8 protein-coding genes are annotated in these 6,868 nt (G+C 74.0%); 3 read left to right on the top strand and 5 right to left on the bottom strand.

Going from position 1 to position 6,868, the window contains the following annotated elements:
* Positions 1-782, bottom strand: a 782-nt coding sequence (locus GPJ59_RS31535) for an MFS transporter (protein WP_219671337.1), incomplete at its 3' end; no start/stop codon positions are given.
* Positions 783-1,063: 281 nt separating this feature from the next.
* Here GPJ59_RS31535 and GPJ59_RS31530 point away from each other — a divergent pair.
* A complete protein-coding gene (locus GPJ59_RS31530) occupies positions 1,064-2,299 on the top strand; it encodes an alpha/beta hydrolase-fold protein (protein ID WP_308120590.1) in 1,236 nt (411 codons plus the stop codon).
* Here GPJ59_RS31530 and GPJ59_RS31525 read toward each other — a convergent pair.
* On the bottom strand, positions 2,274-3,785 hold the full coding sequence (locus tag GPJ59_RS31525) for a carboxylesterase/lipase family protein (protein WP_308120589.1): 1,512 nt from the start codon (positions 3,783-3,785) through the stop codon (positions 2,274-2,276). The genes GPJ59_RS31530 and GPJ59_RS31525 overlap by 26 nt on opposite strands.
* Before the next feature lie 75 nt (positions 3,786-3,860).
* Here GPJ59_RS31525 and GPJ59_RS31520 point away from each other — a divergent pair, with 75 nt between their 5' ends.
* Both GPJ59_RS31520 and GPJ59_RS31515 read left to right on the top strand, forming a co-directional pair.
* Positions 3,861-4,193: a hypothetical protein gene (locus GPJ59_RS31520; RefSeq protein WP_219671335.1), complete on the top strand. Its 333-nt coding sequence runs from the start codon at positions 3,861-3,863 to the stop codon at positions 4,191-4,193.
* A gap of 120 nt (positions 4,194-4,313) precedes the next feature.
* The gene (locus GPJ59_RS31515) at positions 4,314-4,595 is read left to right on the top strand and encodes a chaplin (RefSeq protein WP_219671334.1); all 282 of its coding nucleotides are present in this window, start codon (positions 4,314-4,316) and stop codon (positions 4,593-4,595) included.
* A gap of 105 nt (positions 4,596-4,700) precedes the next feature.
* On the opposite strand, the gene GPJ59_RS31510 is transcribed toward GPJ59_RS31515, so the two are convergent.
* The 3 genes from GPJ59_RS31510 to GPJ59_RS31500 form a co-directional block, all read right to left on the bottom strand.
* Positions 4,701-5,564, bottom strand: a complete 864-nt coding sequence (locus tag GPJ59_RS31510; RefSeq protein ID WP_219671333.1) for a tyrosinase family protein — start codon at positions 5,562-5,564, stop codon at positions 4,701-4,703.
* Between the two features lie 16 nt (positions 5,565-5,580).
* Positions 5,581-5,940, bottom strand: coding sequence for a tyrosinase cofactor (locus tag GPJ59_RS31505; RefSeq protein ID WP_219671332.1), 360 nt, complete (start codon positions 5,938-5,940; stop codon positions 5,581-5,583).
* 303 nt (positions 5,941-6,243) lie between these two features.
* A partial coding sequence (locus GPJ59_RS31500) for an acyl-CoA dehydrogenase family protein (protein WP_258025213.1) occupies positions 6,244-6,868 on the bottom strand: 625 nt, incomplete at its 5' end.

The following is a 6,868-nucleotide window of genomic DNA, read 5'->3' as shown; positions in this document are numbered from 1 at the left end:
GCCTTCGCCGCCGGCGCGGCCTTCGCCGCGGGCGCGGGCCTCCCCGCCCGGGTGTCCGTCGGCTCGGGCGCGGCCTTCGTTGCCGCCGCGGTCTTCGCCGCCGGCGCGGTGCGGCGGCCCGGTACGAACAGGACCAGGACGAGTACGCCGAGGGCCGCCACGCAGGCGCTGACGGCGAACACCGCGTCGTAGCCCTCGGCGGCGCTGCGCAGGATCAGGAAGGCCGCGAGCGGGCCGATCAGGGCGCCGGCGGTGTCCATCGCCCGGTGCACGCCGAAGGCCCGGCCCCGGTCCGCGGAGGCGCTGGCCAGGGAGATCAGCGCGTCGCGGGGTGCGGTGCGCAGGCCCTTGCCGGTCCGGTCGAGGGCGAGGACGGCGCCGATGGCCGGCAGTGAGTGGACGAGCAGCAGCAGGGGCTTGCACAGGGCCGAGAGGCCGTAGCCGAGGCCCGCGAGGGTCTTGTGGCGGCCGGTGCGGTCGCCGAGGTGCCCGCCGGCCAGCCGGACGAGGGCGCCGACCCCGTTGTAGAGGCCGTCGAGGAGGCCGAAGCCGAGCGGGGAGAGGCCGAGGCCGGCGACGAGATAGAGCGGGAGCACCGCCGTGACCATCTCGGCGGAGACGTCGGTGATCAGGCTGACCGCGCCCAGGGCGAACACCGTGGGCGCGACCGCGGTGCGCCGCCGCCCGCGGCCGCCGGCCCCGGCGTCCGCAGCGGCGTCAGCAGCAGCGTCCCCGGCGGGTCCGGCGGGTGCGGGCGTGCCGCGGCTGTCCGCGACGTACATCTCAGCTCGCCCAGCGGCGCATGGGAGTTACCTCCGGTCATGACGGGGGTGGCGGGGCGTGCGCACCATACAGACGGAGCCCTGCAAGGGCCAGGCATGACGGGGGACGATCTCGTGAACCGGAGCCCGCCGGCGGGGAACCGGGCAAGGAACAACCCCAGAAAATCCCAAGAGAAGGAAAAATGAGGAACCCCTGAGGCGTTCCGATCATCTTCCGATCGGACAAGAGACCACACCCGCTCCTGGGCGGGCAGCACGCAACCAGCCGGAGACCCACTCACATGTCGTTCACACCCGACGGGCAGTTCCCGCCGCGCCGGCCCGAGGGCCCGAACACCGGGCAGCGCACGCCCGGCGGGCAGTACGAGAGGGCCTACCAGGAGGGCTACCGGCAGGGCTACGACGAGGGCTACCACCAGGCGCAGATCCGGTCCGAGGGGTACGAGGGCGAGTCCTCCCGCCCGCGCCGGGGGCGCCGCTGGGTGATCGCCGGCGTGACCGTCCTGGCCCTGGCCGGCATCGCGGCCGGCGTGATGGCCTACTTCGAGGTCCCGCCGTTCACGGACAAGGGCAAGTCCGTCTCCTTCGGCGGCGGGCAGGCCTCCGGCGACGGCAAGGCGGGCGGCGCCGAGCAGGCGTCGAACTCCAAGGTCCTGATGCCGACCGGCCCGGCGGCCGACTTCAAGAACTCCATGACCCTGGGCGACGGCACGCACGTCGCCGTCACCACGGTGACGGGCAAGAAGTCCGGCTTCACGGGCAAGGTGTGGGTGTGGGCGCCCAAGGAGTACAGCGACCCCAAGTTCGCCAAGAGCGGCTTCCCGGTGCTCATATCCCTGCCGGGCGGCGCCGGCTATCCGAACAACTACTGGATGGGCACCGACCTCGGTCTCCAGACCAGCATCAGCAAGTGGTACCACGAGGGCAAGAGCAAGCCGTTCATCCTGGTCATGCCCGTGCTCAACCCGCAGCCCGACGACAAGGGCATCTACTGGGACGGCTCGGACATCCCCGGCCAGCCCAAGATGGGCACCTGGCTCACCGAGGACGTCCCGGACTTCACCCGGGCCAACTTCCGGACGATCAAGTCACGTGACGGCTGGGCCTTCATGGGCTCCTCCACCGGCGGCTTCGCGGGTCTGAAGGCCGTCCTGAAGCACCCGGACAAGTTCAAGGCCGTGATCGCCTCCGGCCCGGACATCGTCCCGGACTCCCCGCTGTGGAAGGGCTACGACAAGGAGAAGGCGGAGAACAACCCCGAGGTGCTGGCCAAGCAGCTCATCGACAAGAAGGGCCCGGACGTCTACCTGGCCTTCCAGGTCGGCACCGCCGAGAGCAACAAGAACACCCTGCCGAACGTGCAGAAGTTCATCGCCACCTACGGCAAGGGCCCGGTCCACACCAGCCTGCGCGTGATCGAGGGCGGCCAGCACAACGCCAAGACCTACGTCCCGAACATGGGCGAGGGCCCGATCCAGTTCATCAGCAAGGTCATGGAAGGACCCGTGTCGGAGTAGTCCGCCCGGTCCGCTCCGCCCCGAGGTCCGCCGCGCGCGCCGGCCCGCCGAACTCCTTCGGCCGGCCGGCGCCGTCGTACGGGGCGTGCAGGGCCTTCCGGGAGCGGGGGTCGTCCGCGTCCCAGCCGGGGTCCCCGTGGGTCGCGAAGGCCACCCAGGCCGCGTGCATCTCGTCGGCCAGGGCCTGCGGGGCCTCGGGCCCGGCCAGCCAGGAGCTCTCCGGCACGGCCAGGGTGTCGAAGACGAAGCCCAGCTCCAGGGCGTGGCAGGCACCCAGGCCCGGGATGCCGGACCGCCAGCCGAACTCGTAGAGGTGGGCGGGCGCCCGGCGGCCCGGGGCCGCGGCGAGCCGGCGCAGCGGGTCCCGCAGCCGCAGGTCGGTGAGCAGGTGCCCGGCCACGTCGCCGGCTCCGGCGGCGGGCAGGCCGGCCCGCAGCGCCCGTACGGCGGCCCGGTCCTTGCCGCTGCGCCGCCGGGCCAGGGCCACGGCCAGCGGGCCGAGCCGGTCGAGGTGGCGCTGCATCCCGGTGGGCGCGAGCCAGAGCCGGTACTCCTCGGTGGTCCAGCCCAGCAGCAGCGGGACCGCGGCCGAGGCCCGGCCCGCCACCAGCGCGTCGAGCGGGTCGCCGGGCAGCGTGCCGGGGTCGGTGACCAGGCCGAAGGCCGGGCCGCCGAGCAGCGGGCCGGAGCGGCGCAGGACGGCCGCCTGGGCGGCGAGCAGGACGGTGGGGTCCACGGCGGCGAAGGCCCGGGCGGTCGCGGGGACCTTCAGGAGCGAGGCCATCCGGCGCACCACCGTCCGGACCCGGTCGCGCGGCAGCACCTCGGGGGCGCCGCTCTGGAGGACGGCCCGGGAGAACAGGCCCGCGGCCCGCGGGGCGGCCAGCAGGGAGCCGATGCTGATGGCGCCGGCCGACTCGCCGAAGACGGTCACCCGCTCCGGGTCCCCGCCGAAGGCGGAGATGTTGTCCCGCACCCATGCGAGGGCCGCGATCTGGTCCAGCAGTCCGCGGTTGGCCGGGGCGTCGGGGAAGAGTCCGTAGCCGAGTACGCCCAGGCGGTAGTTGACGGAGACCAGGACCACCCCGTCCCGGGCGAAGGCCGCGCCGTCGTAGACGGGGCAGGCGGACGAGCCGCGGGTCAGCGCGCCGCCGTGGATCCACACCATGACCGGCAGCCGGGCGCCCGGGGCCGGGTCAGGGGTCCACACGTTGAGGTTCAGGCAGTCGTCGCCCGGGACGTCGGGGTCGGGCAGCAGCGCGGCGAAGGGCTCGGGGTAGGGCACCTTGGGGGCGGTCGGGCCGAACGCGCCGGCGTCGCGTACGCCGTCCCAGGACGCGGGCGGCGCGGGCGCGGCGAAGGCGGCCGGCCCGACGGGGGGTGCGGCGTAGGGGATGCCGCGGAAGACCGCGACCCGCTGCTCGGTGCGGCCCTCGACCATGCCGTACGCGGTCCTGGCCAGGGGCCTTGCGTCCTCGGTGCTCACCCGGCCCACCGTGGCACAGCCTCCAACGGGTGACAACCCGTGACCCGTGCGGGGCGGGGCCCGGTTGAACCCGTCATGCACCTTCATGACATCACGCACGCCGTACGGGCCGCCGCGGCCCCCGCCCTGCTGCTGGCGGCCGCCGCCACCGGAACGGCGCAGGCCGCCGGGGGCGACTTCCAGTTCATGGGCCAGGACGACCGGGTCCATGCGATCACGGTCCCGGAGGGCTGCGCGGAGGCCGGGAAGGCGGGCGGCGGGGGCTCCCGCGCCGTGGTCAACCACACCGCGAAGCGGGCCGTGCTGTACCGGGAGCCGGGCTGCCAGGGGGACCCGGTGGCCGTCGTGGAACCGGGCGCGAGCCGGCCCGTGGGCCCGTACTTCGGGTCCGTCCGCTTCACGGTGTGACCGGCGTCATCACCGAGTAGGCGCAGTGCCCGTGACCCCTGGGCGGTCCCTGCGTTGTATGCCATGTCAAATGCCGCAGCCACCGTGCTCGCGGCGCCCATATCCCATGAGGAGATCTTGATGTCGCGTATCGCGAAGGCAGTCGCCGTCACCGCAGTTGCCGGCAGCGCCCTGGCCGCCGGCGCCGGGCTGGCCGTCGCCGACGCCGGAGCGCACGGTGCGGCGGTCGGCTCCCCCGGTGTCGCCTCGGGCAACCTCCTCCAGGTCCCCGTCCACGTGCCGGTGAACGTCTGCGGCAACACCGTCAACATCATCGCCCTGCTGAACCCGACGTTCGGGAACACCTGCGCGAACATCTCCGACGGCGTCGACCACCACACCGAGGGCGGCTACGGCCACTGAGGCCGGCGCACCCGCTGAGGGCTGAGGGCCCCCGCCGCACGGCGGGGGCCCTTCCCGTGCCGTCGGCCTGGTGGCCGACCGCGTGGGGCGACGGGCACGCGGCGGTCAGGCCTCGTAGCGGTAGACGCCCTGGTGGCCCAGCATCTGCCGGGGGGTCACGCCCCACGGGGGCATCGGCTCGTCCAGGGCGATCACCCGACCGCGCTGGAGGTCGCCGAGTTCGAGCGGGCGCGCGGGCAGGTAGCCGGCGGCGGGGTGCTGCTGCTGCCAGCGGTCCCACAGCAGGTCCACGAACGCGTGGTGCAGCCAGAACGCCGGGTCGTTGGGCGCGGCACCGCCCGTCATGTGGCCGCCGATCCACTGGTGCACCTTGTTGTGGTTGCGCCAGCGTTCGCTGCGCGGGGCTGCCCAGCCCTCCAGCCGGTTGCGGAAGCCGTCGGGGGCCGTGGAGTCCCAGGGGCCGGCGTCGTAGACCGTGCTGTCCAGCGCCCATTGCAGTTCGGCGGCGGTCGGGAGCTTGATCGGGTTGTGGGGGCGGCCGAGGTTGCGGGTGAGGAAGGCGGCCTCGCTGGTACGGACGCGGATCGTCCAATTGCCCGTGTCGTAGGCGAACGGGCCGGTCGTCACCTTGCGGTCGCTCTCCCGGCCGGTACCGCCGAGGAAGTCCTCGGCCCACAGGGAGGACACCGGGCTGCTGTCGGTGGTCCAGTCCCAGTACGGGATGGACACGCCCGGGTCGAGGGCGCGCAGCCTGGTCTCGAACTCCAGCAGGTAGCTGCGGTGCCACGGGAAGAACGACGGCGACATGTGCCCGACCCGCAGCTTGGTCTCGCGGTCGGGCACGAAGTACCGGTCGTGGATGCGGACGAACTCGTCGTAGGTGCCGTCGCGTTTGAGCTCCAGGAGGGCAGCCACGAAGCGCTTCTTCTGCGCGCTGGTGAGGTTCCGCTGGTTCTGCCGGGTGTACACGGGACGCTCCTGCCCTTCAGCCGTGGTGGGGCGCGGCCTGGGCCAGCTGCGCGGTGCCGAGTTCGTCGACCGCGGCGCGGGCGAGCTCCAGGGGGGTGGCGAAGGACTCGAAGTGGTTGATGCCGCTGAGGTAGCTGCCGTCGGCGCGGCGCATGACGTGCAGCCGCCGCCCGTCGATCCACACGTCCGCCTGCTGTACGGCGATGTGCCGGCCCCGGTAGGTCTCCTCGGCGAGCGGGGCCGGGGCGGTCACGGACCGGGGGCGCCGGGCCCGCAGGACGGGGGCGAGGGCGGCGGCCGTGCCGGCGAGCACGGCCGCCGTGAAGGCCGTACGCAGCACCGTGCGACGGGTGGGCGGTGCGGCGGCTGCGTACATACGGACTCCCTGGGCTCGTCGGGGCGGCGGCTACGGGGTCTAACGCGGCGCCGCGGACGAGGTCACCTCCGGGTGCCCGGGGGTCCTTGTACGACCGGCCTTGGGGCCTGTCGTCAAATTCCCGTCGTCGCCCGAAGGGCGGCCCCGCGGCGTCTGGTGCGTGCTCTCGGCGTGCCGGGCGGAAGCCCTCGTACTGGACGTACTTGGGGTTTCGTCCGGTGCGGCGAGAGTGCGTGCCTGGGGGCACCTCCCAGCGGTAGCTGGGGGAGCGTCACGGGGCAGACGGGAATTTGACGACAGGCCCTAAGCCCCCGGGGCCGGGAGGTCCGCCAGGGAGGCGATGAGCGTGCGGTGGTGGCCCGGGGTGCCCAGGGTGAGGGAGGCGGACTTCGCGCGCTTGAGGTAGAGGTGCGCCGGGTGTTCCCAGGTCATGCCGATGCCGCCGTGCAGCTGGACGCATTCCTCGGCCGCACGGACGGCGACGCCGGAGCAGTACGCCTGGGCGAGCGAGGTCAGCAGGGGCGCGTCCGCCGCGTCCGTGGCCAGGGCGTCGGCGGCGGCGCGGGCCGCCGAGCGGGCCGAGGCCACGTCGAGCCACAGCTGTGCGAGGCGGTGCCCCAGTGCCTGGAAGGAGCCGACGGGCCGGTTGAACTGGTGGCGCTGCTTCAGGTACCGGACCGTCTCGGTCAGGCACCAGTCGGCCACGCCCAGCTGTTCGGAGGCCAGCAGCCCGGCGCCCGTGCGCAGGGCGTGCTCCAGGGCCCGCTCCGCGTCGCCCGGGCCGGCCAGCCGCTCGCCCCGGACCCCGGCGAGGCGGACCCGGGCCAGGGGCCGGGTCAGGTCGAGGGGGACCTGCGGGTCGCGCTGCGCCGCGGCGGCCGGGACGGCGTACAGACCGGTGTCGGCGTGCACCAGCAGGGTGTCGGCG

Origin of the sequence: Streptomyces bambusae (assembly GCF_019400985.1) — a bacterium.
GTDB classification, from domain to species: domain Bacteria; phylum Actinomycetota; class Actinomycetes; order Streptomycetales; family Streptomycetaceae; genus Streptomyces; species Streptomyces bambusae_A.
The sequence above is the reverse complement of the archived record's forward strand: the minus strand, read 5'-3'. Positions and strand labels throughout refer to the sequence as shown.

What these genes read in the sequence shown, in the direction of transcription:
- GPJ59_RS31530 (WP_308120590.1), top strand. Translation starts at nt 1,064, where the DNA reads ATGTCGTTCACACCCGACGGGCAGTTCCCGCCGCGCCGGCCCGAGGGC.
- GPJ59_RS31505 (WP_219671332.1), bottom strand. Translation starts at nt 5,940, where the DNA reads ATGTACGCAGCCGCCGCACCGCCCACCCGTCGCACGGTGCTGCGTACG.
- GPJ59_RS31520 (WP_219671335.1), top strand. Translation starts at nt 3,861, where the DNA reads ATGCACCTTCATGACATCACGCACGCCGTACGGGCCGCCGCGGCCCCC.
- GPJ59_RS31515 (WP_219671334.1), top strand. Translation starts at nt 4,314, where the DNA reads ATGTCGCGTATCGCGAAGGCAGTCGCCGTCACCGCAGTTGCCGGCAGC.